This window comes from Microlunatus sp. M237, assembly GCF_056896895.1.
Genome location: NZ_JBXHBL010000003.1, coordinates 211,283 through 235,828, shown reverse-complemented (window position 1 = coordinate 235,828; position 24,546 = coordinate 211,283). Strand labels below are relative to the sequence as shown.

16 protein-coding genes are annotated in these 24,546 nt (G+C 72.4%); 9 read left to right on the top strand and 7 right to left on the bottom strand.

What is annotated here, in order from left to right; all coding sequences use genetic code 11:
• Nucleotides 1-558: 558 nt before the first annotated feature.
• The 4 genes from AC1XX3_RS12145 (at nt 559) to AC1XX3_RS12130 (ending at nt 3,593) form a co-directional block, all read left to right on the top strand.
• A complete protein-coding gene (locus AC1XX3_RS12145; RefSeq protein ID WP_483321406.1) occupies nt 559-720 on the top strand; it encodes a DUF5679 domain-containing protein in 162 nt (53 codons plus the stop codon).
• A 205-nt stretch (nt 721-925) separates the two neighbouring features.
• Nucleotides 926-1,930, top strand: coding sequence for a ThiF family adenylyltransferase (locus tag AC1XX3_RS12140; protein ID WP_483321405.1), 1,005 nt, complete (start codon nt 926-928; stop codon nt 1,928-1,930).
• A complete protein-coding gene (locus tag AC1XX3_RS12135) occupies nt 1,927-3,339 on the top strand; it encodes an ABC1 kinase family protein (RefSeq protein WP_483321404.1) in 1,413 nt (470 codons plus the stop codon). The genes AC1XX3_RS12140 and AC1XX3_RS12135 overlap by 4 nt, the downstream gene beginning before the upstream one ends.
• Nucleotides 3,336-3,593, top strand: coding sequence for a hypothetical protein (locus AC1XX3_RS12130; protein WP_483321403.1), 258 nt, complete (start codon nt 3,336-3,338; stop codon nt 3,591-3,593). Before AC1XX3_RS12135 ends, AC1XX3_RS12130 begins: the two co-directional genes overlap by 4 nt.
• A 194-nt stretch (nt 3,594-3,787) precedes the next feature.
• On the opposite strand, the gene AC1XX3_RS12125 is transcribed toward AC1XX3_RS12130, so the two are convergent.
• From AC1XX3_RS12125 to AC1XX3_RS12110, 4 genes are all read right to left on the bottom strand, one after another.
• Nucleotides 3,788-3,928, bottom strand: a complete 141-nt coding sequence (locus tag AC1XX3_RS12125; RefSeq protein ID WP_483321402.1) for a hypothetical protein — start codon at nt 3,926-3,928, stop codon at nt 3,788-3,790.
• Nucleotides 3,925-4,275: a WhiB family transcriptional regulator gene (locus tag AC1XX3_RS12120; RefSeq protein ID WP_483321401.1), complete on the bottom strand. Its 351-nt coding sequence runs from the start codon at nt 4,273-4,275 to the stop codon at nt 3,925-3,927. Before AC1XX3_RS12120 ends, AC1XX3_RS12125 begins: the two co-directional genes overlap by 4 nt.
• Nucleotides 4,276-4,391: 116 nt before the next feature.
• Nucleotides 4,392-4,697, bottom strand: a complete 306-nt coding sequence (locus AC1XX3_RS12115; protein ID WP_483321400.1) for a hypothetical protein — start codon at nt 4,695-4,697, stop codon at nt 4,392-4,394.
• A gap of 133 nt (nt 4,698-4,830) precedes the next feature.
• Nucleotides 4,831-7,014: an ATP-dependent DNA helicase UvrD2 gene (locus tag AC1XX3_RS12110; RefSeq protein ID WP_483321399.1), complete on the bottom strand. Its 2,184-nt coding sequence runs from the start codon at nt 7,012-7,014 to the stop codon at nt 4,831-4,833.
• A gap of 136 nt (nt 7,015-7,150) precedes the next feature.
• Between AC1XX3_RS12110 and AC1XX3_RS12105 the strand changes: the two genes are divergently transcribed.
• The 5 genes from AC1XX3_RS12105 (at nt 7,151) to recD (ending at nt 16,910) form a co-directional block, all read left to right on the top strand.
• Nucleotides 7,151-7,396, top strand: coding sequence for a mycoredoxin (locus AC1XX3_RS12105; RefSeq protein WP_483321398.1), 246 nt, complete (start codon nt 7,151-7,153; stop codon nt 7,394-7,396).
• Nucleotides 7,397-7,400: 4 nt separating this feature from the next.
• Nucleotides 7,401-8,063, top strand: a complete 663-nt coding sequence (locus AC1XX3_RS12100; RefSeq protein ID WP_483321397.1) for an HAD hydrolase-like protein — start codon at nt 7,401-7,403, stop codon at nt 8,061-8,063.
• Between the two features lie 89 nt (nt 8,064-8,152).
• A complete protein-coding gene (recC, locus tag AC1XX3_RS12095; RefSeq protein WP_483321396.1) occupies nt 8,153-11,590 on the top strand; it encodes an exodeoxyribonuclease V subunit gamma in 3,438 nt (1,145 codons plus the stop codon).
• On the top strand, nt 11,587-15,039 hold the full coding sequence (locus AC1XX3_RS12090) for a UvrD-helicase domain-containing protein (protein WP_483321395.1): 3,453 nt from the start codon (nt 11,587-11,589) through the stop codon (nt 15,037-15,039). Before recC ends, AC1XX3_RS12090 begins: the two co-directional genes overlap by 4 nt.
• Entirely contained in the window at nt 15,036-16,910 is a 1,875-nt protein-coding gene (recD, locus tag AC1XX3_RS12085; RefSeq protein ID WP_483321394.1) for an exodeoxyribonuclease V subunit alpha, read from the top strand. The genes AC1XX3_RS12090 and recD overlap by 4 nt, the downstream gene beginning before the upstream one ends.
• 98 nt (nt 16,911-17,008) lie before the next feature.
• Here the strand turns inward: recD and nudC are convergent, their stop codons facing one another.
• The 3 genes from nudC to AC1XX3_RS12070 form a co-directional block, all read right to left on the bottom strand.
• Complete coding sequence (gene nudC, locus AC1XX3_RS12080; RefSeq protein WP_483321393.1) at nt 17,009-17,875, bottom strand: NAD(+) diphosphatase; 867 nt, start codon at nt 17,873-17,875, stop codon at nt 17,009-17,011.
• Nucleotides 17,876-17,969: 94 nt separating this feature from the next.
• Complete coding sequence (locus tag AC1XX3_RS12075; RefSeq protein ID WP_483321392.1) at nt 17,970-21,278, bottom strand: UvrD-helicase domain-containing protein; 3,309 nt, start codon at nt 21,276-21,278, stop codon at nt 17,970-17,972.
• The gene (locus AC1XX3_RS12070; protein WP_483321391.1) at nt 21,275-24,505 is read right to left on the bottom strand and encodes an ATP-dependent helicase; all 3,231 of its coding nucleotides are present in this window, start codon (nt 24,503-24,505) and stop codon (nt 21,275-21,277) included. The genes AC1XX3_RS12075 and AC1XX3_RS12070 overlap by 4 nt, the downstream gene beginning before the upstream one ends.
• Nucleotides 24,506-24,546 lie beyond the last annotated feature (41 nt).

The following is a 24,546-nucleotide window of genomic DNA, read 5'->3' as shown; positions in this document are numbered from 1 at the left end:
CGCGGCTGTCCTCGTCGCTCACCGTCAACCCGGGGTCGGCTGGCCGTTCCCGGTGATGGCGCCCAAGGTACCGCCCATGTCGGACGCGCCGGCGGCGACCAACGGCCGGACAAGGACGATCAACGCCGGACAACCAGGTGAACAGAGGATTTCCACAGCCTCAACGGCGCAGAAACGGCAGCCGACCGGGCGACGTCCACAGCCCACACGGCGCGGCGCACAATCTGTCCACAGCACTGTCCACAGGCGGTGGACGGTCGGTCCCCGCGACCGGTTGACGCGGATCGGGAAAGGGCCTAGCGTTCCGAGCACGAAACCTCCAGATGGCCGGCACGCTCGCAGGGGAAGGCAAGCGGCGCCGGTGTTCCTGGAGGTTTCGTCTTTGCTCGTCGCCGATCGGCGACGAGATCACGCCGACGCCGCCCGCGCGCGCATCGGCGTGGGAGGCACGCCGACGGCGCTTCTCGCGTAAAGTGGCGCGGGTCCGAGCTATGCAGGCGGGCAACGCCGGCCCGCGGATCGACCAGTCCGCAGGCGAACCACGAGCAAGGAGAGAGCATGGCTGCAGAGACCTACAGTGGTGAGTTTTACTGCGTGAAGTGCAAGGCCAAGCGGGAGGCGTCGGGCGAGGTGCACGTGAACGACAAGGGCACCCGGATGGCCAAGGCCAAGTGCCCCGAGTGCGGCACCAACCTGAACCGGATCCTCGGCAAGGCCTGATCACGAACAACTGAGCGCGCGGCCCCCGGGCCGGCGCCATGACACCGGCGGAGTTACTCCGCCAACTCAGGGGCGGTCCGATGACCGCCCCTGAGTCGCGCCTGGGGGTTCCTTTCCCGGACACCTGCCGTCCGGCGGGGCCACACCGAGCCACTGCCTGTGGATGAGGGCCGCCGCCGGCCACGGTGCCCGGCACACTGGACCGGTGCAGGAGGTCCGACCACCGACGCCGTCCGGGCCTACGTCTTTGGCGTGGGGCTATCCCCGGCTGCGCCCGGGTGTCTGGGTGCTGCGCCGCTCGTCAGTGGAGATCCAGCTCGGTGCCGACCATGACGCCAGCCTGGTCCTGTCCGATCCCAGCGGCGTCCTGGAGCAGTGGTGCCGGCTTCTGGACGGCTGCCACTCGCGGGCCGGGCTGCGCCGCCGTGCCACCGAGCTGGGCCTGCCGGCCGAGCTGGTCGACTGGACGCTGCGTACGCTCACCGACGCCGGCCTGCTCGTCGAGGGCGGACGACGCCAGGCCGCCCTTCCGCTCCGCGACCACCGGGTCCGTCTGGTCGGGGCCGGAGGCGTCGCGCGCCAGCTCGCCTCGCTGGTGCTGGACGCCGGGGTCGGGCAGCTGGTGCTGGTGGACCCCAGCCCGGTCGATCCGACGCTGTATCCCCGGGCCGGCACCGCGACGACCCAGGCGGAGGCCCTGGCCCGCTGGCTCGACACTCCGGACGCGGATCGGGTCCGGGTGGCCAACCACTGGTCCAAGCCGGACGACCTGGTGCCGCACCTGACGGTGCTGGCCGGCGACGAGGCCGAGACTGACCGGGTGGTGACCGACCAGCTGCTCCGGGCCGACCAGCCCCATCTTCTGGTCCGGACACCCGGCACGGCTGCCGTGGTGGGCCCGTTGGTGCTGCCCGGCCGAACACCGTGTGTCCGCTGCACCGACCTGGTCCGCACTGACGCCGATCCGGCCTGGCCGCAGCTGTTGCGCCAGCTGCAGCGGCTCCGACAGCCGAGCGCGGCGGCTCTGGTCGGGTGGGCTGCGGCGGTGGCCACGGCTCAGGTGCTCGCGTACCTGGCAGGACAGCGAGCGGAGACAGCGGGTGCGACCCTCGAGCTGCGCGCCGAGACGTATCTGATGCAGCGCCGACGATGGCCGGCCCATCCCGCCTGTGGCTGTGGTTGGACGCTAGCGGCAGAATGGGCGCCATGAGCAGCGACCAGCCTGACGACGTCGCGCCGGATGCCTCCTCCTCGTCCTCCGATCAGCCCTCACCGGACGCCCCGGGTCGACCGCGCAGCCGCGGTTCCGCTGACGGCTCCCTGGCCCGGGGGGCGCTGCGGCGCGGTGCCAAGCTGGCGTCGCTCCCCCTCGGCTTCGCCGGCCGCGCGACGGTCGGCCTCGGCAAGCGCATCGGCGGCTCGTCGACCGAGGCGGTATCGGCGCAGATGCAGCAGCGGGCCGCCGAGCAGCTGTTCACCGTGCTCGGCGAGCTGAAGGGCGGGGCGATGAAGTTCGGCCAGGCCCTGAGCATCTTCGAGTCCGTGCTGCCCGAGGATGTCGCGGCGCCGTACCGCGACCAGCTGGCCCGGTTGCAGGACTCGGCACCGCCGATGCCCACGTCGCGGGTGCATGCCGTCCTGGCGCGTGAGCTCGGCCCCGACTGGCGCGACAGCTTCGTCGACTTCGACCCGAAGCCGGCCGCCGCAGCGTCCATCGGGCAGGTGCATCGCGCCACCTGGGTGGACGGGCGCCGGGTCGCGGTCAAGGTGCAGTATCCGGGTGCCGACGACGCGCTGCGGTCGGACCTGCGCCAGATCGGCCGGATGTCCAAGATGTTCGCACCGCTGGCGGGCGGAATGGACGTCAAACCGCTGGTCGACGAGCTCACCGAGCGGATCAGCGAGGAGCTGGACTACACCATCGAGGCAGCCTCCCAGCAGCAGGCCGCCCTGGGATTCGCCGGTCATCCGGAGTTCTGGGTGCCGCAGGTGCTGGCCCACACCGCGAAGGTGATGGTGAGCGAGTGGGTCGACGGCGTACCGCTGTCCACGGCACAGCAGCTCCCCGAGGACGAGCGCAACGCTATCGGCCTGCGCTACGTCCGGTTCCTGTTCGCCGGTCCGTCCACGGTCGGGCTGCTGCACGCTGACCCCCACCCCGGCAACTTCAAGCTGATGCCCGACGGTCGGCTCGGGGTGATCGACTTCGGCCTGGTGGCACGGATGCCCGACGGTCTGCCGGCGGCGATGGGCCGGATCCTCCGGGTGGCACGGGCGGGCGACGCGGAGGCCGTCGTCGAAGGGCTACGGCGCGAGGGCTTCGTGGCCTCCGAGGTCGACGCCGAGGATCTGATGGACTATCTGGGGCCGTTCGTGGAGCCGGCCGCGGTGCCCGAGTTCCAGTTCACCCGGGAGTGGATGCGCGACCAGTTCAGCCGGGTCCGCGACCCGCGGGCCTCCGGCGGGGTGGCGACGAAGCTGAATCTGCCCCCGAGCTATCTGCTGATCCACCGGGTCTGGCTGGGCGGCATCGCGGTGCTGTCACAGCTCAACGCGAAGGCGGCGTTCGGTTCGGTCCTGGACGAATTCCTGCCCGGCTACGCCGGGGAACCGCGATGAGCCCGGTGACCTGCGCGGCTTGCGGCCGTACTCCGCGCCCGGACGAGACGGGTGAGATCGGCGACTCCGAGGCCGGCGAGCAGGACACCGGCTGGCCGTGGACGTGGAGCCACGGATCGGACGAGCCGCGGATCGATCCGGCGGCTGGGTCGGGAGCGCAGCCAGCGTCGGGGCGCTCGATGCCGCTCTGCCCGGACTGTGTCCGCGAGCACGCGCGCAGCATCGAGGCCAAGCTCGACCAGCGCTGGTGGTGACCCCGGAACCGTCTGCGTGACCTCGAGGGCGTACGCACGGTTGACCTGCACCGCCACTGCGCCACACCGACCGTCGGGCATCCGACCAGCGGAAACCGACGTGCGATGTGGCGTAGTGGCGGTGCAGGTCATCGTCGCGCGAGTCGAACCGGCGCAAGCAGTCGGGCGCCAGGACCGGACCAGGGATCGTGCGGTCACAGCGTCCGACCAAGCCACAGCCGGATCGCGTGGAACACGCGGTCACCCAGTCCGATCCTCACGTCGTCCCCGCACACCTCGCGCAGGCCGGTCGAGCTCAGGCGCTTCAGCTCCGGGCCGCTCCGGGAGCCAGTCATGCTGCAGCCTCCGCGCGTGCGTCCTCGACCGACACCACGGTGGACGACGCCACGGGGTGCTTGCGGGGACGTCCACGCGGCCGTTTGCGGGCCACAACCACACCGGCGACGAACAGCTCGCCACCCCACACACCCCACGGCTCTCGGCGCTCGACGGCGCCGGCGAGGCAGGCCGCCTGGACCGGGCAGTCGCGGCAGAGCGCCTTCGCGCTCTCCACCTCCGCCGGGGACTCGGCGAAGAACACCTCCGGGTCGACGAGCCGGCACGGCAACCCGTCGAGTAGTGCGGTTTCACCCTGTGACTCCAACGTCTGGAAGGTCACGAGGTCACCTCCTGCGTCATTCATGTCAGCCAACTTCTCTGTGATGAGCCCCGCGGGGCTTCGGTGCTGGCCGGAAAACACGAAGGCCGTGAATCCCGGTTGTCTGGGAATCACGGCCTGGAGGCGCTGGTGAGGTCTAGCTACACCGGCGGACTACAGGATTGAAGCCCCAAACGGGTCGAAAACTTGCTATCGGTGGCGTCGGTGCCACGGTCAACGGTGATCTGGATGTCGTCCACGGCCACGACGGCAGCGGCGACGACGGTCGGGTGGACGCAGGAGTCCGACCAGAGGCGCGGAGCGGGGATGGCGTTGCCACCCATGGCCGGGGCCCACCCGCGCATGACGCCGCCATAGCGGTGTCCGCAGGCGGTGGCCGAGGTCGACGACGGCATGGGCAGCACGGCCGTGCGAGCCACGTCGTCGAAGTTGATCTTGGTGTCCATGTCGTTGCCTCCTCTCGGCGCCCGACGGTCCCGCCTGCTCGGACCGTCCGGATGTGCTGGTTTGTTCATGCAGAAACCCACGTCGTGTGCGGGGTTCTCGATCAGACTAGGGAGTATCACCGACCGGTGCAATCTATTTTCGCGAGGTTCTTGAAATGACCGCTGATTCTGTTCCCCGGTCAGCGTCGGACGCCGTCAGAATCGCCACCACGTCGTCCCCGTAGCTGGTCACCTTGGCTGACCCGAGGCCGTGGACCTTGATCAACTCCGCGGTGCTGCGCGGGCGCGCCTCGGCGATCGCCACCAGCGTCGCGTCGGTGAAGATGCAGTAGGCCGGCAGGCTCGCCTGCGCCGCCCGCGCCGCCCGCCAGGTGCGCAGCCGGTCCAGGGTCTGCTCGTCATAGGTGGCCGGGCAGCTGGTGTGCCGCTCCAGCTTGCGTTCGACCGCGTCGTGCAGCGGTTTGCCGCAGCTGCGGCAGTGCGCCGACAGCATCGAGGTGGTGGGGCGCCGCGACCGGGTGGCGCGTACTCCGGCTCCCGGCTGGCCGCGGTCTGCGGCGACCCCGGCCAGGAAGCGGGACCGGCTGCGCACCGTGCCGCCGCCGTTGCGGGTCCGCGACCAGGAGATCCGCAGATGCTCCCGTGCCCGGGTCACCCCGACGTAGAGCAGCCGCCGCTCCTCCGCCACCTGCTCCGGGGTCGAGGCGAGCACGAACGGCAGCGTGCCCTCGTGAATGCCGAACAACGCGACAGCGTCCCACTCCAGCCCTTTGGCCGAATGCAGCGTCGCCACCGTGACGCCCTGGGCGGTGGGCACGTGCTGCGCCTCCGCCCGCCGGTCGAGCTCGGCCGACACCGCCGCGAGGTCGCCCGCGGCGCCGGAGGTGAGCAGGTCGTCGGCCACCGAGAACAACGCGGCCAAGGACTCCCACCGCTCCCTGACGGCACCGGCACCGTCGGGTGGGTCCTCGGTCCAGCCGAGCGCACCGAAGACCCCGTGCACCTGTTCGCGCACCGACCTGTCCACCGGGACCTGTGCCCGGGCCTCCGCGCGCAGCGCGAGCAACGTCTGGCGCACCTCCGGCCGCTCGTAGAACCGCTCGCCGCCGCGAACCAGATAAGGGATCTTGCGATCGGCCAGGGCCTGCTCCAGCAGGGGCGACTGGGCGTTGATCCGGAACAGCACGGCCATCTCGCGGTATTCGACGCCGGCGCTCCGCTGGGCCGCCAGCCAGTCGGCGACCGCGGCCGCCTCCGCCGCCTCGTCGGCGGCTTCGCTGAACTCCACCGCCGGACCCGGCGGGCGCTGCGCCTGAAGTGTCACCGCGGTGAACCCGGGACCGCCGCGAGCAGCGGTCCCGGCCGGCGCGGCATCCGGTGCCGCCGAACCGGGCTGTGCACGGTTCATGATCGCGTTCGCGACGCCCACGACCTGCGGCGTCGACCGGTAGTCACGGACCAGCCGGACCACCGTCGCACCGGGGTGCCGGCGCGCGAACCCGGTCAGGAAGTCCGCCTGCGCGCCGGCGAACGAGTGGATGGTCTGCGCGGGGTCACCGACCACGCAGACATCGCTACGGTCGCCGCGCCACAGGTTCAGCAGCGCCTCCTGCAGCGGGCTGACGTCTTGGTATTCGTCGACGACCAGGTGCCGGTAGGTCCGGCGTACGGCATCGGCGACCTGGGGGTGCTCCGCGATCAGCGCGGCCGCGCACAGCAGGATGTCCTCGAAGTCGATCCGGCCCCGTTCCCGCTTCACCAGCTCGTAGCCGTCGAAGACCCGAGCGATGGTCTCCGGATCGAAGGCGGCGACCTCACGGCGGTGCCGGGCGGCGAGTCGGGGGTAGTCCTCGGGACTGACGTTGCTGACCTTGGCCCAGGCGATCTCCCCCACCAGGTCGCGCAGCCGAGGCGTGTCCACGCCCACCTTCAGCCGGCCGGCGGCCTCCGACACCAGCTTCATCCGGTTGTCAGCGACCGGCGGCAGGTCGCCGCCGTAGATGCGCGGCCAGAAGTACTGCGCCTGGCGCAGGGCGGCGGAGTGGAACGTCCGCGCCTGCACGCCGGCCGCACCCAGCTGCTGCAGCCGGCCGCGGAGCTCGCCGGCGGCCCGTTGGGTGAAGGTGACCGCCAACACGGAGGTGGGGTTGTAGGCACCGGTCGCGACCCCGTACGCGATCCGGTGGGTGATGGCCCGGGTCTTGCCGGTACCCGCCCCGGCGATGACGACGACCGGGCCGGTCAACGCGGTCGCCACCGCCCGTTGTTCGGGGTCGAGGGCGGCAAGGAGCTCGTCGGGATCGGGGCCAGCTGACACCCACTCACTGTAACTTCGCCGGCTGACACCTCGACCCACGAGCCAGCCGGAAGCGGCGCCTCCGGACGGCGGACGGTCCCGCGGGTGCTGAGTGGACGTGGCTTACGCTGGGCGCTGGCCGAAGGAGTGAGGACCCATGAGCGAGTTCACCGTCTACACGACCCAGTGGTGCGGCTTCTGCCGCCGGCTGAAGTCGGACCTCAAGCGTGAGGGCATCGCGTTCCGCGAGATCGACATCGAGAAGCACCCGGAGGCGGCGGACGTGGTCACCGCCATCAACCATGGCAATCGTACGGTCCCGACGGTGGTCTTCGCCGACTCCACCTCGATGACCAACCCGTCGGTGGACCAGGTCAGCGCCAAGCTCGCCAAGCTGTCCTGACCAGATGGGACCACGACTGCTGACCGGCCCGCCGGCGGCTGTCCTTTTCGACATCGACGGCACCCTGCTGGACTCCGCCGACGGGATCGTGGCCGGATTCGCCCACGCGCTGCGCAGCGTCGGACGTACGCCCCCACCGGACCCGGTCCTGCGCAGCGACCTCGGGCCGCCGGTCGGGCTGGTGATGAGCGGCTTCGGAGTGCCCGAGGCGGAGATCGGCCGCGCCGTCGCGGCGTACCGGGGGTTCTATCGCGAGCATGGGGTGCAGCAGTCGGCCCCGTATCCCGGCGTGCTGGCGCTGCTCGAGCGGCTGCGCACCGAAGGCGTCCCGCTGGGGACGGCCACGGCCAAGCGCACCGACATCGCGCACGCGATCCTCGCCGAGCATGACCTGGTCGGAGCCTTCGACGTGGTCAACGGCACCACCGAGACCGTGCTGACCAAGGCCGAGACCATCGCCGAGACGTTGCGGCTGCTCGGCGGTCCGGAGCCGAGCCGGGTGGTGATGGTCGGCGATCGTCACTCCGACCTCAGCGGCGCACATCGGTGCGGGGTGCTCGCGGTCGGCGTCACCTGGGGCTACGGCAGCCGCGACGAGCTGGTGGCCGCCGGCGCCGACGCTCTCGTCGAGAACGCCGACGAGCTGGCGACGCTGCTGCTCGGGTGACGCCGGCCGAGCGGCGGGGTGCGCGGCGCGGCTACGGCTGAGGACGAGGCACCGGATTGTCGGCGGATCGCTCTAAGGTGGTGCAGACCATGAGCCTGCACATCCACCGCGCCGAGCGAGCCGACCACCTGGCCCGAGCGCTCGGGGAGCTGCTGACCGAGCCGCTGCCCGACCCGTTCGCCACGGAGATCGTCAGTGTGCCGACCCGCGGCGCGGAGCGGTGGCTCTCCCAGACGCTGTCACATCACCTCGGCGTCTCCGCCGGCGGCCGGGACGGCGTCTGCGCCGGCGTGCAGTTCCCGTCCCCTCGACGTCTGACCGCTCAGGCGCTGGCTCGGGTGACCGGGGTCGACCCCGCCGCCGACCCGTGGGCGCCGGACCGTGCGGTCTGGCCGCTGCTGACGATCATCGACCGGGCCCGCGGGCAGGAGTGGGCCGCGCTGCTGTGGTCCTACCTCGGTGACCGGGTCGCACCGGTGAGCTCGGGCCTCGACCCGCTGCCCGATCCGGTACGGCGGGCCCGTCGCTGGTCCACCGCGCAGCACCTGGCTGAGCTGTTCGCGGGCTACGCCAGCAGCCGACCGGAGATGGTCCGCAGCTGGGCCGAGGGCCGGAATGTGGACCAGGCCGGCCACCCGCTGCCGCCCGATCGCGCCTGGCAGGCGGAGCTGTGGCGGCGGTTGCGGGCGGAACTGGCCGTACCGTCGCTGGCAGAACGCCTGCCCACCGCATGCGAGCGGCTGACGGCCGATCCGACCCTGGCCGACCTGCCGGGCCGACTCTCCGTCTTCGGGCCCACCCGACTGGCCCCGGAACACCACGCCGTGCTCGCCGCCCTCAGCCAGCACCGCGACGTGCACCTGTGGCTGACCCACCCCTCGCCGCGGCTGTGGACGAGGGTCGCCTCGCTCGAGCCGGAGCAGCGCCGGATCGGTCCGCGGGCCGATGACCTGACCGGGGACTGCGCCCGGCACCGGCTGTTGGGCTATCTCGGCCGAGACGCACGCGAGCTCCAGCTCGCCCTCAGCCGCCATCCGGTGGCCACCGACGTCCACCACGGGGCAGCCGACGGCACCGAGGCGCCGACCACCCTGCTGCGGCGGCTGCAGCGCGACATCGCCGAGGACCGCCCGCTGGTCGCCGCGGCGGACCTGCCGCTGCTCGACCCGGCGGACCGGAGTGTGCAGCTGCATGCCTCCCACGGCCCGGACCGCCAGGTCGAGGTGCTGCGCGAGGTGCTCGTCGGCCTGCTGGACGCCGACCCGACGCTCGAACCGCGCGACATCATCGTCATGTGCCCCGACATCGAGACGTACGCGCCGCTGATCTCGGCGTCGTTCGGCTTGCAGACACCCGAACATCAGGTGGAGCATCCGGGCCACCGGCTACGGGTCCGGCTGGCCGACCGTGCCCTGCGCCAGATCAACCCGCTGCTGTCGGTCCTCAGCCGGGTGCTCGGCCTGGTCGAGTCACGGATGGAGGCGTCCCGGCTGCTCGACCTGCTGGCCACGCCGCCGGTGGCGCGCAAGTTCGGCTTCTCCGACGACGACCTGCTGCGCACGCACGACCTCATCACCCGCTCCGGGGTCCGGTGGGGCCTCGATGCGAACCACCGGCGCCGGTTCGCGATGGGCGACTTCGGGCAGAACACCTGGGCTGCGGGCCTGGACCGGTTGCTGCTGGGCATCGCCATGGACGAGGACGGCGCGCAGTTCATCGGAACCGCGCTGCCGCTGGACGACGTGGACTCCTCCGACGTCGACCTGGTGGGCAGGATCACCGAATGCGTCGATCGGATCCGGATGCTGGTGCAGCTGCTCGAGGCCGACCGCCCGCTGGTGGCCTGGATCGACGCTTGCAAGCAGGTGATCGAGTCGCTGACTGCTGTGTCGGTCGCGGACAGCTGGCAGACCTCGCACGCGTACGCCGCCCTCGGGGCGATCGGCGACAACGCCGGTGGGTTCGCCGCCGACGCCGACGGCGAGACCGACGCCGTCTTGTCGCTGACCGAGCTGGCGGCCCTGTTGTCGGACACGTTCCGCGGCCGGGCCAGCCGAGCCAACTTCCGCACCGGCACCCTGACGATGTGCACGATGATGCCGATGCGCTCCATCCCGCACCGGGTGGTCTGCCTGCTCGGCGTCGACGACGGGGTGTTCCCCCGCGGCTCCGCCCCCGACGGCGACGATCTGGTCGCCGCCACTCCCTGGGTCGGTGACCGGGACGGCCGCAGCGAGGACCGGCAGCTGCTGCTGGACGCCCTCCTGGCCGCCGGTGATCACTTCGTCGTGGTGCACTCCGGCGCCGACCCGCGGACCGGGGCCCGTCGGCCACCCGCCGTCCCGCTGGGCGAGCTCTGCGACGTCCTCGACCTGACAGCACGCACCGACACCGGTCGCACCGTGACCGAGGCGGTCACCGTCCGGCACCCGCTGCAGCCGTTCGACCCCCGCAACTTCACCGCCGGCGCTCTCACGCCCGGGACCGGCCCGAGCCGCTCCGCCCCCGACACCGACCGCGCCTTCAGCTTCGACACCGCCGCGCTGGCCGGCGCCCGCGCGGCCGGCGCGCCGCGGTCGGAACCCGCGGTGACCTTCGACGGCAGCGCGCTGCCCGACCCGGACCTCGGCACCAATGTCGACCTCGACGACCTGGTCAGGTTCTTCAACCATCCGGTCAAGGCACTGATGCGGGCTCAGGCCGGCCTCTACGTCCTGGCCGAGGACGAGCCACCGGGCGACCAGCTGCCGGTGACGATGGATGCCCTGGAGGCGTGGTCGGTCGGGGATCGGCTGCTGCGCTCGCACCTGACCGGGGTCCCGCTCGACCAGCTGGTGGCTGCCGAGTGGCGGCGAGGGCTGTTGCCGCCGAGAGCCTTCGGGGCCCGGACCCTGGACCCGATCGTCGACAAGGTCGCGCAGCTCAGCGCCGCCGCGGCGGTCTACCAGGTCGGCGAGCCCAGCAACGAGGACGTCCTGGTCGCCCTCGACCCGCTCATCGTGACCGGCACCCTGACCTCGGTCTTCGGCAGCGACCTGGTGACCGTGCACTACTCGCGGCTGGGGCCGAAACACCGACTGCAGTCCTGGCTCCGGCTGCTGGCCCTGACCGCCGCCCGCCCGCAGACTCCGTGGCGAGCGGTGACCGTCGGCCACGGTGGGCGGTCAGTGCTCGGACCGGTGGACCCGGGGTTCGCCCGCACCGTCTTGGCCGACGTGGTCGAGCTCTACCGCGCCGGCCTGGGCGAGCCGGTACCGTTCGCGGCCAAGACCGCGGCGGAGTACGCCCGGCTGCGCCGTGACGGCAAGAACATCGACATCTTCCTGGAGAAGCTGGAGCGGCTGTGGGCCGAGGACCGCGACTCGGCGTATGAGCGCTTCTTCGGCCCCCGGGTGACGCTGCAGCAGCTGCTCCAGGCGTATCCGTCGCGGCCGAGCGAAGAACGTGGTTCGTTGGCCGAGCCGAGTCGGTTCGGCACTTTGGCCCGCCGGATCTGGCACCCGCTGCTCATGTCGGAGGACCTGTGACCACCACCTCACCGCCGCTCGAGGGGACCGAGTCGGCAACGGCGTTCGACGTCTGCGGCGCGCTGCCCACCGGCACCGTCGTGCTGGAGGCCAGCGCCGGGACCGGCAAGACGTACACGATCGCGGCCCTGGCCGCCCGCTATCTGGCCGAAGGGCACGTCGAGCTGTCCTCGCTGATGCTGGTCACCTTCGGCCGGATGGCCACCAACGAGCTGCGGATGCGGGTGCGGGAGCGGCTGGCCCGCGTCGAGCGTGCCTTGACCGTCGCCCGGTCCGGGCGGGCCCTCGACCGGGCCACCACCGACGATGTCGAGCGGCTGCTCTGCGACGCCCCGATCGCGGAGCTGGAGCTCCGCCACACCCGGGTGGCCCGTGCTCTGGCCGACTTCGACGCCGCCACCATCGCCACCACCCACGAGTTCTGCCTGTCGATGCTGGACGGGCTGGGAGTGCTCGGCGACCGTGAACCGCATGCCGTGTTCGTGGAGCACCTCGGCGACCTGACCCGTGAGGTGGCGGGCGACGTCTACCTGCGCCGCTACGCCCTGGCCACGGTGCCGCCGCCGCTGACGTACGACGAGGCGCAGCTGGTGGCCGCCCAGGTGGTCGAGGCCGGTCACACCGCGCTGGTGCCCGACCCGGGGCCGGTTCCCGGCACTCCGGACGGTCGCCGGCTGGGCAGCGCCGCCGAGCGGTACGCGTTCGCCGCCGAGGTGCGGGCCGAGGTGCGCCACCGCAAGGAGGCAGGCCGACTGTTCACCTACGACGACATGCTGACCCGGCTGCAGAGTGCTTTGGCCGACCCAGCGCACGGGGCGGCGGCTGCCGAGCGACTGCGGCAGCGCTATTCGATCGTGCTGGTGGACGAGTTCCAAGACACCGACCCGGTGCAGTGGGACATCGTTCGCCGCGCCTTCCACGGCCGGGCCACCTTGATCCTGATCGGCGACCCCAAGCAGGCGATCTACGCCTTCCGCGGCGCGGACGTGTACAGCTATCTCGATGCCGTCGCGACTGCGGCCGACGTGCAGACGCTGTCGACCAACTGGCGCAGCGACGTGGCCCTGGTCGAGGGGATCCAGACCCTGCTCGGCGGCGCCGCCCTGGGGGAGCAGCAGATCGTCGTCCGACCGGTCGCCGCCTCGCACCAGGAGCGCCGGCTGCACCCGTCGGCCACCTCGGACGGGCCGGCGGTGAGTACCGCCCCGATCCGGCTGCGGATCATCGGGCACGACCCGACGGCGGAGACGCTCCCCCGGGTCGGCCCGCTGCGGGACCGGATCGCCGCCGACCTGGTCGCCGACGTCACCGCCGTGCTGGCCAGCGGGATGCAGCTGGACACGCCGACCGGTCGCCGCCGTGTCCAGCCGTCCGATATCGCGGTGCTGGTGCGGCGCAACGACCGCGGTGAGGCGCTGCGCGACGCCCTCACCCAGGCCGGGGTACCGGCCGTCCTGCTCGGCGCCTCCAGCGTGTACGCCACCGGCGTCGCGACCGAGTGGCTGACTCTGCTGCGGGCTCTCGAGCAGCCGCGCCAGCCGCTGGTCCGCGACGCCAGCCTGACCTGCTTCCTGGGCTGGACCTTCCGCCAGCTGGCCGAGGCGGACGAGGACGCCCTGTCGGATCTGTCGCAGCAGATCCGCTGGTGGAGCCGGGTGCTCGCCCAGCAAGGCGTCGCCGCCCTGCTGGAGAGCATCACCGCCGACACCGGACTGGCGCGACGGTTGCTGACGGAGGTGGGCGGTGACCGCCGGCTGACCGATCTGCGCCACATCGGTCAGAGCCTGCATGCCACCATGGTCGCCGGCCAGCTGGGCACCGGAGCGCTGGTGGACTGGCTCCGCGACCAGATCACCCAGGCGCGGAGCTCGGCGCTGCCGGAGGGGTCGCGCCGGCTCGAGACCGACGCCGCGTCGGTGCAGATCCTCACCGTCCACCGCAGCAAAGGGCTGGAGTTCCCGATCGTCTATCTGCCGGAGGCGTGGGACCGCCACGTCGGCGGCACCGACGAGGGACGTACGCTCCGGCTGCACGAGCCGGCCGCCGCTGACCGGCCGCTGGGCCCCTGCGTGCTGGACGTCGGCGGCACCTCCGGCGACGGACGCCTGGAGCGCTGGCGGCAGTGGCAGCGCGAGGAGGCCGGCGAGGACCTGCGGCTGTTGTATGTCGCGCTGACCCGCGCCCAGACCCAGTTGGTGGCGTGGTGGGCGCCGTCGCGCAACACCGAGTGCTCGGCCCTGCACCGGCTGCTGCACGGACCGCGGATTCCCGGCGTCGAGCCCGAGGCGCGCTATCCGGTCACCGAGGACCCGTTCAGCAGCAGCCACCTGGGCAGTGCGTTCGCGCTGGAGCGGGTCGAGAACCGCCAGCCGACCCCCTGGCAGCCCGAGCACCGGCCCCCGACCGGTCTCGCGGCCCGGACGTTTCGCCGGGAGCTCGACCTGGCCTGGCGCCGTACCTCGTATTCGGCCCTCACCGCCGCGGTGCACGGTGTCGACCTGTCCAGCGCCGGCGTGAGCAGCGAGGCCGAACCGGTGAAGGAGGACGACGAGTCGCAGCTGCCGGGCGGCGTGCGGACCGCCGCCTCGACCGACCCGGCGCTGGCCGCCGTGTCGCCGATGGCCGACCTGCCCAGCGGCACCGAGTTCGGCACCGCCGTGCACGCCATCTTCGAGGGCGTCGACCCCCAGGACCCGGAGCTGGAGACCGCGTTACGCCGGGCCGCGGCGGAGCAGCTGTCCCGCGCCGCGACCTCGACGATGACCGCCGAGGCCCTGGCCGCGGGTCTGCTGCCGGCGTTTCGAACCCCGCTCGGACCGCTGGCCGGGCACCGCCGACTGGTCGACATCCCCCGGCGCGACCGACTGGCGGAGCTGGACTTCGAGTTCGGCCTCTCCGGCGGCGACCTGGCGTCGGCCGGGGCGCACGCCACGCTCGGTCAGGTCGCGCCGCTGCTGCGCCGGCACCTGACGGCCGGCGACCCGCTGGTCGACTACGCCGATCTGCTCTCCCATCCCGCCCTGGCCGAGGAGTCACTGCGCGGCTATCTCACCGGCAGCATCGATGCCGTGTTGCGGGTGCCCGACGACGCCGGCGACTGGCGCTACCTGGTGGTCGACTACAAGACGAACTGGCTGGGCGAGTTCGACGGCACCCCGCTGACCCTCGCCTCCTACACCCCGCCGCTGCTGGCCGAGGCGATGATGCACGCCCACTACCCGCTGCAGGCGCTGCTCTACTCAGTCGCCGTGCACCGGATGCTGCGCTGGCGCCAGCCCGGCTATCACCCCGAGCGTCATCTCGGTGGCTCGCTGTATCTGTTCGTCCGTGGCATGGCCGGCGAGGACACGCCGGCGGTGGACGGCGTGCCCTGCGGGGTGTTCAGCTGGCGCCCGCCGGCGGCCCTGGTCACCGACCTGTCGGACCTGCTGGACGGGGGCCGGGCATGACGGAGGTCCTCGACCCGAACGACGCCACCCTGGTCCACTCCGCCACCGGTCTGCTGCGGGCCTTCAATCAGGCCCAGGTCCTCGGCCCGGCGGACGTGCACGCCGCGACGGCCATCAGCCGGATGGCTGGGGAGACCGACGAGCAGGTGGCCCTGGCCCTGGCCCTGGCCGTCCGCGCACTCCGGCTGGGCTCGGTCTGCATCGACCTGGCCACGGTGCACACCACCGTCTTCGACGAGTCGGAGCAGCAGCTGGACGTCTCCGCCCTGCCCTGGCCCGAGCCGACATCGTGGCTGGCCGCGTGCAGCGGCAGCCGGCTGGTCGCCGACGCGGACGACCCCGCGCAGGACCGGCCGCTGCGGCTGGCCGGCGGGCTGCTGTACCTGGAGCGATATTGGCAGCAGGAGGAAGTGGTCCGCGAGCAGCTGACCACCCGGCTGGCCGCCGCACCGCCGGCGGTCGACCTGGACCGGCTCGCCGCGGCACTGCCGCGGTTGTTCAGCTCCGTCGGGTTGGCCGCGGACGAACCCGACCGGCAGCGCCTCGCCGCAGCGGTGAGCGCCCTGAGCTGGGTGACGGTGATGGCCGGCGGTCCCGGCACCGGCAAGACCACCACGGTGGCCCGGTTGCTGGCCCTGCTGCACGACCAGCCGCAGGCGCGTGTCCGGGTCGCCCTGGCCGCACCCACCGGCAAGGCGGCCGCACGGCTGGAGGAGGCTGTCCGTTCGGCCGCGGCCGCGCTGCCGGCCGAGGACCGGGAGCGGCTCGGCGAGCTGCGCGCCGCCACCCTGCACCGCCTGCTCGGCTGGCAGCCGAACCAGCGCGGCCGGTTCCGGCACAATCGCCGCAACCACCTGCCCTACGACGTCATCGTGGTGGACGAGATGTCGATGGTCTCACTGACGCTGATGGCGCGGCTGCTGGAGGCCGTCCGGCCCAGCGCCCGGCTGGTGCTGGTCGGTGACCCGGACCAGCTGTCATCGGTGGAGGCTGGTGCGGTTCTGGCCGACATCGCCTCCGCCCCCGGGCAACCCGCGCCGGCGCTGCTGGCCGGACTGGCCACGCTCGGGATCGCCGCGCCGGCCGACTCGTCGGCGCCGGTGCACGGCGTGGTGCAGCTGACCCATACCTGGCGCTACGGCGGCGCCATCGGTGAGCTGGCCCGCGCGGTGCGGGCCAGTGACGCCGACGCCGCCATCGCGATCCTGCGCTCCGGCGCCGACGACCTGCGGTTCGTCGAGACCGACCTCGAGTCCGCCACACCGCAGGCACTGCTGCCGCTGCTGGACCAGGTCCAGCAGGCCGGCCGGAGCATCCGCGACCAGGCGGTGGCCGGGAACGTGGCCGGCGCGTTGGCCGCGCTCGACCAGCATCGCCTGCTCTGCGCGCACCGCCGCGGACCGTACGGGGTGACCCGGTGGAGCCAGGAGACCGAGCGCTGGCTGACCGAGGCCATACCCGGCTACGCCGAGGACGGCGAGTGGTACGCCGGCCGGCCGCTGCTGGTCACCGCCAACGACTATGACCTGGGCCTGTACAACGGTGACACCGGCGTCGTGGTCGACACCGACCGTGGCCCGCGCGCGGCGTTCGCCCGGGGCGGCGAACCGACCCTGCTGGCGCCGGCCCGACTGGACGCGGTGCAGACCGTGCACGCGATGACGGTGCACCGGGCCCAGGGGAGCCAGTTCCGCTGCGTCTCGTTCATCGTGCCGCCGCCCGAGTCTGCGCTGCTGACCCGAGAGCTGCTCTACACCGCGGTCACCCGGGCGACCGAGCGGGTGCAGGTGTTCGGGACCGAGGAGGCGGTGCGGCGGGCGGTGGCCCGCCCGGCCAACCGAGCCAGCGGGCTGAGCCGACGGCTCAGCTGACGGCAGGCTGCGGCAGGGCCAGACCCGAGGAGCCCTGTCGCGGCCGTGAGCAGACCCCGGCTGCCGCTCGGCCAGGCTGAGCGCTCGGGCGAGTCGGCTCAGACCTCGAGCGTGCCGTCCAGCCAGGCCTCGACCAGGCGGGAGGCGATCGAGCTCGCCCCCGGCAACAGCAGGTCCCCCGACGCCACCTTGCTGCGGACCTCGTCGCGGGTGAACCAGGCCGCGAACTCGATCTCCTCGCCGTCGACGCTGAAGTCGGTGGATGCGGCGCGCGCCGCATAGCCCAGCATCAACGACCGCGGGAACGGCCACGGCTGGCTGCCGAAGTAGCGCACCGCTGACAGCGTGACGTCGACTTCCTCGGCGATCTCGCGATGGATCGCCCGCTCCAGCGACTCCCCCGCCTCGACGAACCCGGCCAGCACCGACACTCGGTTGGTGCCCCAGGTCGCCTGGTGGCCGAGCAGGATCCGGTCGTCCGCGTCCAGCACCGCGACGATCACCGCAGGATCGCTGCGGGGGAACAGCTCGCGGTCACACACCGGGCAGTGACGGGCGAAGCCGCCGTTGATGACCACGGTGGCCGACCCGCAGCGGGGGCAGAACCGCTCACCGCGATGCCAGTGGGTCAGCGCCGCAGCAGCCGTGGCGATGTCGCGCTGGACGTCGGTGAGCAGGTGACCGACCTCGCGCAGGTCGTGCACCGGACCCTCCGTCAACGCCTCGACGGCGAAGACCGGGCTGCCGTCGACCAGTCCCAGCAGCAGGTGGCGCTGGGAGTCGAACTCCACGAACGGCTTGGTCATCCGCAGCTTGCTGCCGTCGACGCTGGTGGTGAAGCGTGACGTGGCGTCCAGCTTGAGCAGCTTTGCGTCCTCGGCCCGCCACAGCCCGGCCACCCAGTCGGTGGACCGCCGGTGCTGGTCGACTCGGTCGAGCTCGCTCGGCATGTCCCAGTTGATCACCGGCTCAGCCTAGTGGCCGCGCCACGCTGCACCGACACGGCCGCCGCACCGACACAGCCGCCGACCGGCTGGGCGTACACCCACCCGGGGAACGTCATGGCGTGGGCACCTCGGTCAGCAGCGCTTCCACCGCGGACCGGTCCAGCAGCCCTTCGGGGCGGACCAGCTCGTCGCTGCGGACGTAGTAGAACGCGGCGTCCACCTCCTCGACCGCCACTCCGGACACCTCCGCCCACGCCAGCCGATAGATCGCCAGCTGCAGCGGATCGGCCGCCCGGTGCCGACTCGTCTTCCAGTCGACCACCCGGAACCGGTACGGCTCGCCGGGTGGCAGCTCGTACACCGCGTCGATCCGGCCGCGGACGAGTCGGCCGGCGAGCAGCAGCGTGAACGGCGACTCCAGCGCGTACGGGACGGTGGTGCCGAACTGGCCGGCGGCGAACTGCGCGCACAGCTCGCGCAGGTCGGCCTCGTCCCCCGCGCCGGCGTCGGCCCGGTCCGGCAGGTCGTCGGGATCGATCAGCGGCTGCTGTCCGATCCCGGCGGTCGACAGACCACCGGCGAAGTGCCGCTCCACCCACTGGTGGAACCGGGTGCCGAAGCGTGCCGCCGGGGACGGCGGACGGGGCATCGGCCGGGCCAGCTCGGCCGCGTACGCGTCGGGATCGGCGTGCAGCCGCAGCACCGCGGAGGCTGTCATGGTGTCCGGCAGGGCGACGGTCCGGTCCACCGACCGGGAGGCGATCAGCTCGGCCAGCAGCCGGTCGATGTCGGCGTCCCAGGCCGCCACCACCTCCTCGCTGTCCAGCAGCAGCTGCTCGCCCTCTCCGGCGTGCAGGTCGTGCGTACCGGTCCGGGCGTACCGCTCGCGGGCCTGCTCGACCGCAGCCGCCGCCAGCTGCCGACGGGTGAGGGCGTCCGGGTCCAGCGGCCGCGGCCACGGCTGCGGCACGGCCTCACTGACCAGCGGGTTCCCCTCACCGGCCGGCGGTGCCTCGACCAGCACCTGGTCCTGGCGCCGGGCCTCGGCCAGCACCGCAGTCAGATACGTGGCCGGAACTCGCGGCTTGACCAGGTCACTGCGCCACCAGTGCCCGCTCGCCACCAGCAGCTGGCGGGCGCGGGTGACCGCGACGTAGGCCAGCCGGTCCTCGGCCAGCAGCTGCTGGTCGCGCAGCTTCGCCTTGTATTGGGTCATCGCGGCGTTGGTGGCGTCCTCCAGCTGCGGGATCGAGCCGGCGTCGCCGCGCAGCTCGGCCGGCAGCACTGCGGCGTTGGTGACCCAGTTGTCGGTCACCCGATCACTGGGGAAGATCCCCTTCATCAGCGCCGGCAGGAAGACGATCTCCCACTCCAGCCCTTTGGCCTTGTGCACCGTCAGCAGCTTGACCGCTTCCCGGTCCGACGGGACGGCCTGGTCGAGTCCGTTACCCTGCTCGATCTCAGCCTGCAGGTAGGCCAGCAAGCCGGACAAGGAGGCATCGCCGTCGACGTCGACGTAGTCGCTGACGGCGTCGAGGAAGGCCCCCATCTGGTCCCGGCGTGAGCTCCGGGCGAACTCCGGGGTGGCCATCAGCTCGACATCGAGGCCGAGGGTGACGATGACCCGGCGGGTCAGGTCCAGCAGCGGCTCGTCCCCGTGCCGACGCAGGTACGCCAGTTCGGCGGCGAGCCGGGCGAACCGGTCCTGCGCCTCGGCGGAGTAGCCGGCCTCGCCCGGACTCTCCAGCGCGTCCAGCAGGCAGACGACCTCGGTCGGGTCGACGTCGGCCACCGCCTGTTCGAGCGCGTCCAACAGCAGGCCGTCCTGCGACGTGGGGCGGGCCCCACCCTCGTGGGCCAGCTCACGGGCGCGCTGGCCCAGCAGCGCCAGGTCACGGGGACCCACCCGCCACCGTGGTCCGCTGAGCAGCCGGACCAGGTCGGGATTGGCGGTGACGTCGTCGACCAGCCGCAGCACCGCGGTCACGTCCATCACCTCGGGCAGGCTCAGCAGCCCGCCGAGTCCGACGATCTCGACCGGGATGTCGCGCGAGGTGAGCTCGGCATACAACGTGGCGATGTCGGCGTTGCGCCGGGTCAGCACGGCGATATCGGCCCAGGACGACACCCGCTGCTCGGTCCGGGCGGCGAGGATCTGCTCCGCGATCCAGCCGACCTCGTCGTCCCAGGTGCTGAACGTGGCAGCCCGCACCTGACCCGGGCCGGCCTCGGGCGGCGCCTGCAGCATCCCGAGGCCTTCGCTGTCATCGGCACCGGACACGGTCTCGGCCCGCAGCGGCCGGCTGAGCTGGTTGGCCACGTCGAGAATCGTCTGGCCGCTGCGCCGGTTGACGGTCAGCGGGAACTGCCGGCTGCGCTGACCCCGCTCGGTCCGAAACTCCTCCGCGAACTGCAAGATGTTGCTGGCCGCAGCGCCGCGCCAACCGTAGATGGCCTGGAACGGGTCACCGACCGCGGTGACCGGGTGTCCCAGACCCTCGGACGGGGTCCGACCGGAGAACAGCCCTCGCAGCATCTTCGCCTGGGCCGCAGACGTGTCCTGGTATTCGTCCAGCAGCACCACCGCGAAGGTCGAGCGCAGAGCCGTCGACACCTCGGGCACCTCGTGGGCCAGCCGGGCGGCGATGGCCATCTGGTCGGCGAACTCCACCAGCCCGAGCCGCTGCTTGAGCCGCTGGTAGTCCTGCACCAGACTGGCCAGCTCCAGCCGCTCCTGCGCTGCCACGATCGCCCTCTTGACGTCGACGTAGACGTTGCCGCGGTTGTTCACCGGCGCCGACTGCAGCGCCACCAGGTAGTCGCGGGCGTGCCCCCCGAGCTCGGTGGGGTCGATCAGGTGGCTGCTGAGGTCGGAGTCCAGCTTGAGCACCCGCTCGGTGACGGTGCCCGGCCGCAGCCGGGAGATGTGCTCGAACGGCCCGGCCGCGGCCTTGACCACCCGCGAGGCCAACCGGTAGCGGGTAGCGCCGCTGATCATGGTGGGGTCCGCCTCATAGCCGAGCCTGAGGCCGTGCTCGGACACCAGCCTGGCGGCGAAGGCGTCGTAGGTCATGATCAGCTGCTCGCCGGACTCGTCGATGCCACGGTCGCTGACCACGCCCGCCTTGACCAGCGCGGTGCGCACCCGAGCCGACAGCTCGGCCGCCGCCTTGCGGGTGAAGGTGAGCCCGAGCACCTCTTCTGGCCGGACGGCACCGGTACCGACAAGCCAGACCACCCGGGCCGCCATCACGGTGGTCTTGCCGGAGCCGGCCCCGGCGATGATCACTCCCGGTTCCAGTGGTGCGGTGATCGCGGCCAGCTGCTGGTCGGAGAAGCCGATGCCCAGCGACTCGACCAGGTCGTCCACGGTGTGCAGCCGACGGGTGGGCGCCGGGGGATGCAGCGTCGTGATGCTCATTCCACCACCTGCTTTCCGCTGCCCTGCGCAGGACAGCTCGCCCGGAACGGGCAATAGCGGCACTGGCTGCCGATGGTGGCCACGAACTGCTCGGTCCGGATCACCTCGGCCGCCTGGGCCAGTCGTTGGTGCACCCAGGTCGGCTGACCGGCGACCGGCTCACGCTCCGGGGCGACCGGAAACGGTACGTCCTCCAGCGAGGCCTGGTGGAACACCCGCGGGTAGGGCCCGGGTCCCTCCGGCAGCCGCAGATACACCAGCTCGGCGCCGCCGGTGCGGGCATCGGGGCCGGTGACGTCGGCGAAGGCGCCGGCCTGGACCGCGAGCTGATAGACCCCGAGCTGGTCCTGCACCGCCACATCGGCGGCCGCGGGCGCGGTCCGGGAGGTCTTGAAGTCGATGATCCGGATCCGGCCGTCCTGGTCGCGCTCCACCCGGTCGGCCGTACCGGTCAGATACACCCGCTCCGAGCCGAGGTCGACCTCGGTCCGGAACGACACCTCGGTGCCGAGCAGCTCCCGGTCGGTACGGACCTCCTGCCAGGCGGCGAACCGCTCCAGCGCCGCCTCGGCTTCGACCCGCTCGACCGCCGACAGCCAGTTGGCGTCGAACGCCAGCTGGTCCCAGACCTGCTCGAGGTGGTCGGACAGCTGGTTGGGGTCCACCTCGGCCCGTGACCCGTGCTCGGCCAGGACGTGCACCACGGACCCGAAGCTGGCCGCGGAGCTGCGGGCCGTCTCGGCGTTGGCTTTGCGGGACAAGAACCACTGCCGTGGGCAGGCCAGCACACCGGCGAGCTGGCTGCCGGACAGCCGCACCGGCTGGTCGGTGCCGACCACCGGCACCGGCGCAACGCTCAGCTCCCGCAGCCCCCACCAGCGGACCGGGTCGGCAGCGGGCACCAAGGCCCGGCCGCCGTCGTCCACCGCGTCAGCGAGCCGGGCCAGCCGCACCGCGGCCTGCTCCCGCAGCCCGGGCGGTGCCTCGGGGTCGACACTGACGCTACGCAGCTCACCGACCAGCGCGGCCAACGACAGCGGCCGCCGGGGCCGTCCCGGCAAGGAACGCACCGGCACCCCGAGCTCGGTCAGGAACCGGGACGGCTGGTCGCCCTCACCCTCGGTGCCGGACACGGCCGTCACCACCAGCCGTGACCTGGCCCGGGTGCAGGCCACGTAGAACAGCCGCCGCTCCTCCGCGATCCGGTTCGCGGTGGGGACGATCTCGGCCAGGCCGCGGCGGCCCAGCCGATCTGCCTCGAGCAGCGACCCACGCCGGCGTACGTCCGGCCAGCCACCCTCCTGCACCCCGGCCACCACGACCAGCTCCCACTCCAGCCCTTTGGACCGATGCGCCGTCAGCACCCGGACGGCAGACCCACGCACGTCACCTTCGCGCAGCGTGTCGGCCGGGATCTGCTGCGACTCCACCTCGGCCAGGAAGCCGCTGACCCCGCGAAGGCCGGACACCTCCTCCGAGCGTGCCGCCACGTCGAACAGGGCGCAGACCGCGTCCAGGTCCCGGTTGGCGCGGCGACCCAGATCACCACCGAGGGCGGCGTCATGGCGCAGCCGCGCCGGCCACGGGCTGGACGACCAGAGCAGCCACAGCACCTCCTCCGCGGTCCGGCCGTCGCTGATCATCGTCTCCGCGTCGCGGAGCAGCGTGGCCAGCCGCCGCGCGGCACCCACCTCCGGGGTGTCGCGGACCTCGTCCAGCAGCTCGGGATAGCGCAACGCGCTGGCCACCAGCTCGGCCGACTGCCGCGGCAACCCGGCGCCGGCCAGCTCTTCTCGCTCCTGCTGGCGCAGCGCCCGGCCGAGGCGCCGGATGGCCATGCTGTCCAGACCACCCAGCGGCGACATCAACAACGCCTGGGCCCCGTCGCTGTGAACGACCCGGCCGCGGCTGGCCGCCTGGACGGCCCCGAGCAGCGGCCGGACCGCGAGCTCGGCCGACAGCGGGATCTCGTCGCCGGCCACCTCCACCGGGACGCCCGCGGCGATCAGGGCTCGGCTGAGCCCGGGGATGGTTCGACGACCGGAACGGACCAGCACAGCCATCTGCGACCACGGGAGCCCGTCGCGGAGGTGAGCGCTGCGCAGCATCTCCGCGATGTGCTCGGCCTCGGCGCCCTCGCTGCTGCAGGTGTAGACCTCGACCTTGCCCTTGCCGATGCCCGGGGCGACGGTTGGCTGCCGGAAGCGGGCGAAGACCTCCGGCGGCAGCGACCGCGGCACCCCCAGCCGGTTGGCCAGGTTACGGCTGGCGGTGAGCAGGTTGAGCCCGAACCGCCGGGTCTGGCCCAGGGCGATCACCGGCGCCCGCCGGCCGTCAGCACGCCGGAAGACGTCGGGGAAGTCGAGGATGCCGCGGGCCTCGGCGCCGCGGAAGCCGTAGATCGACTGATCGGGGTCGCCGACCACGATCACGTCCCGGCCGTCACCGGCGATGGCCGAGAGCAGCCGCACCTGGGACGGGTCGGTGTCTTGATATTCGTCGACGAAGACGCAGCCGATCTCGCGGCGCAGTGTGGCCGTGACGGCCGGGTCGGTGAGCAGGATGCGGCACCGGTGCACCAGCTCGGCGTAGTCCATCACCTGCTCGGCGTCGAGCACGTCAAGATATTCGTCGAAGAACTGCCCCACGCTGACCCACTCCGGCCGCCCGGCCGCCTCGCCGGCGTCGACCAGGTCTTCGGGATCCATCCCCAGCTGACGTGCCTTGGCCAGCACCGCGCGTACCTCGCCGGCGAATGCCCGGGTCGGGAAGGCGTGGTCGAGCGACGACGGCCAGTCGGCCCGACGGGTCTCCGTGCTCCCCTCCAAGGTCTCGCGGACCCGGAACTCCTGCTCCGGAGCGGTCAACAGCCGGATCGGCGTGGCGTACGGCTCCACCTCGGAGAACCGCCGCACCAGGGCGTAACAGAAGGCGTGGAAGGTCATCGCCATCGGCGTGACCACCGACCGACCCAACCGGGCCGTGATCCGGGTCCGCAGCTCGGCCGCCGCCTTCCGGGAGAAGGTCAGGACGAGGATCGACTCGGCCCGCTCGCCGCGTCGCTCGATCCGGTCGACCACGGACTCCACCAGCGTGGTCGTCTTGCCCGTGCCCGGGCCGGCGAGAACCAGCAACGGTCCCCCGGCGTGGTCGACCACCGACTGCTGGAACTCGTCGAGAACGGGGGCGTCAGCGCGGACGTGGGGCGGGCGGATCAGCTGATACATCAGGGGGTTTCGCGTGGCTCTCTGCTGAGGTCTGGATGGCG